The organism is Halorubrum sp. AJ67, from assembly GCF_000513435.1.
The window spans coordinates 53,916-57,081 of record NZ_CBVY010000005.1 but is presented as its reverse complement, the minus strand read 5'-3'; the positions used below and the strand labels follow the sequence as shown (position 1 = coordinate 57,081).

Here is a 3,166-nt window from a genome sequence, read left to right as displayed (position 1 = left end):
TCGAACGCGGCGAACCCCTCGACGGCGAGGGCGTCGCCCTCCTGCGGGACGCCCTCGTCGACTACCTCGGCGACGCGCCGGTCCGCGATCGCGCGCCCGGGCGAGCGCTGTTGCGGCGCACCGACGATGTGGTCGGGTCCTCGGAGTCCCCCTCCACGTTGTAAGGCGGGATCACGTCACCAGTAATGTGTGTTGTGAGCCTCTGAGGACGTGTCAGCGCGGTTAGAGACTCGGCCGCCGAAGGGTTCCACCCGCCTATTCGTTCTTTTGCTCTCGGTAGTAGAACGGCGAATGGATCCCGAAGTGGAGCAAGTCGCGGCGGTGGAGTCCGTAAATACAGACCCCGAACCAAGATACGGATAATATCGTGGATACCAGCATTGAGACGTTTGAGAGGCTAAAGAAGAAGAACAGCGGAAAGACGATAATCGCTACCGTCGCCCAACTCTTGATCGTCCTGATGACCCATTTCTGGATTTTGGCCGCTACACCGCTGCGTGCCCGTTCTGACCCGGAAGCGTTGTGTTGAGCCACGAGTTCCCCTTCGGAGTCGTCTCCGTTGACGGTTCGATCCGAGTCGCCGGCGTTGTTGACCGGCTGACGCGACCAGTTGTCGTCGCCGCAGATCGGACAGTTCTTGCTCAACAAGCCGTACTGGTCCATGATCCACCCCCCACCGAGGTAGACGAGCCCCGGGATAAATCCGAAAAACAGCAGAATGATTCCCAGTTCTCTGTTGACCCCGCCAACGGGTTGGACTTGTTGCTCACAGTTCCGACAATACGCTGCTCCGGCCTGAGTCGAACCTGCTTCAGACATGTGATTCCACGTGGCGAAATGTTCTGATAAGAAAGTATACGTTTTTAATTATTGTCGAATCGAACGGCCCCGAATATAACGTCGAAGGCGGCTCGTTACCGTGAGGAGTCGACCGCCTCGATCAAAAGCTCCGCGACGTCGACGATCTCCACGTCGTCCTCGAAGTCCCCGGTCTTGCGACCGTCCTCGAACATCGTCGTACACATCGGACAGGCGACGACGAACTTCTCTATCGCAGCGCCCGCATCGGTGTCCTCGACCGCCTCGCGGAGGCGCTCCTCGCTCGGCTTGACCGCCTCGTCGTGTTCGGTCCAGAGCCCGCCGCCGCCCCCGCCACAGCAGAACGAGTCGTCCCGCGAGCGCGGCATCTCGTACAGCTCCGCGCCGGTCGCGGAGATTAGCTCGCGCGGGGCCTCGTACTCGTCGTTGTACCGGCCGAGGTGACAGGGGTCGTGGTAGGTGACGGTGTAGTCCAGCTCGTCGCCCGACAGGTCGAGCCGACCCTCGTCGACGAGCTCCTCGACGACCTGCGTCCAGTGGAACACGTCGATTTCTCCCTCCGGGTTCCACGGCTCCTCGCGGTCGAACGGCATCATCGGGTCGTCCGCGAACTCCGCGAAGTCAACCTCGGGATACTCGTTTTTGATGGTGTTGTAGGAGTGCGGGTCGGTACAGACGATATTCTCGAACTCGCAGTCCGCGAACGTCTCGACGTGGTGACCGGCGAGTTCGAGGTAGAGGAACTCCTCGCCGATCCGGCGGATGTCGTTGCCGTCGGTCTTCTCGTCGTCGAATAAGATTCCGAACGACACGTCCGCCTCGTCGAACAGGCGGGCGAGCGCGCGGGCGACCGTCTTGTTCCGGTCGTCGAAGCTCGGGTAGTCGCCGACGTACCAGAGGTACTCGACCGACTCCTCGCGGGCGTCGGGCACGTCGACCGACTCGTCCAAGTCGTCCGCCCAGTCGCCCCGCGTCGACTGCGACTCGCCGAAGATGTTCCCTTTCTGCATCACGTCTTGAAACACGTCTTGGAGGTTCGAGTCGACCGCACCCTCGTCGACGAGCTGGCGGTTCATCTTCGTGAAGGAGGTGAGGTGTTCGATGTCGACCGGGCAGGCGTCCATACACGCCATACAGGACATACAGGACTCCATCGACTCGCTGGCGATGACGCCGCCCTCGTCGGCGACGATGGGGACGGTTCCGCCGTCGTTGACGGCGGCGGAGCCGGCCACGCCGCCGTCAGTCGTCATCCGGTCTCCGCTCCCCGCCACCGGGTCGTCGCTGACGGACTCGCGGTACGCCTTCAGGTCGAGGATGACGTTCCGCGGATCGAGGTTGCGGCCGACGGTGTCAGCGGGACAGGCGTCGGTACACCGCCCGCACTTCGTACACGCGTCGCCGTCGAGCAGCTCCTTCCACGTGAAATCTGAGAGCGACTCGGCGTTCGTGTGATCGAGGTCCGCGGGGACGTTCGGGAGCCGCGCGCCCGCCTTCTCGTCGCGGGCGACGACGTTGGCGAACGAGGAGATCATGTGGAACGGCTTCGCGTACGGGATCCACGCGACGAACGCGAACGCCAGCAGCGAGTGGCTCCACCAGATGACGCCGTAGGCGGCCTCCGCGCCCGCGGCGGTGAGGCCCGCCGCCTCCAGACCGGTCGCGAGCGCCATCCCGACGAAGCTCACCGTCTCGGTCGCCCGCTGGGGCTGGCCGACCATGCTCACGCCCTCGACGAGGAAGCCGCCGACGCCGAGCAGGAAGAGGGTCCAGAGGAACGCGTCGTCCTCCAGCGAGGTGTGTTTCCCCCAGAGCCGTCCCTCGCGGTTCCGGTAGCGGCGGTAGCCGGCCATGCCGACGCCGACGACGAACAGCAGCCCGAACGCGTCGACCGCGAACTGGTAGGCGAGATAGAAGTTGCCGACCCAGAACGACTCGCCCGTGAGCGGGCGGTACAGGTCGATGTCGATCCCGAGGATGGTCGTCGCGACGAGTAAGACGAGGAACCCCCAGAGGACGAACGTGTGCATCACGCCGGCGTACAGGTCCCCGTCGAACTGGTTCTCGTTCGAGAGGACCGTCTTCGTCGCGGCGACGACCCGGCCGGGGAGGTTCGACAGCCGGTCGCGGGGGTCCGCAGCCCCGCGGGCGTACGCGGCGAACCGCGCGTAGACGCCGTACAGGAACACCAAGACGGCGACCGCGGCGAGCCAGTAGAACGCGGCCTTCCCCACCGGACCGATGGTCCAGAAGGTCTCCCGGGTGGCCGCCTGTAGGGGAATCATGATCGATCACCGGGATAGGGTCGGGTTAAATGTTGCCACAACCGCGAGAGCGTGGTCTCTCG

The 3,166-nt window shown here is 64.2% G+C and carries 2 protein-coding genes; both read right to left on the bottom strand.

Going from position 1 to position 3,166, the window contains the following annotated elements:
• Positions 1-255: 255 nt before the first annotated feature.
• The gene (locus BN903_RS06545; protein WP_048076981.1) at positions 256-819 is read right to left on the bottom strand and encodes a hypothetical protein; all 564 of its coding nucleotides are present in this window, start codon (positions 817-819) and stop codon (positions 256-258) included.
• A 95-nt stretch (positions 820-914) separates the two neighbouring features.
• On the bottom strand, positions 915-3,104 hold the full coding sequence (locus BN903_RS06540) for a (Fe-S)-binding protein (RefSeq protein WP_048076980.1): 2,190 nt from the start codon (positions 3,102-3,104) through the stop codon (positions 915-917).
• Positions 3,105-3,166: the final 62 nt, after the last annotated feature.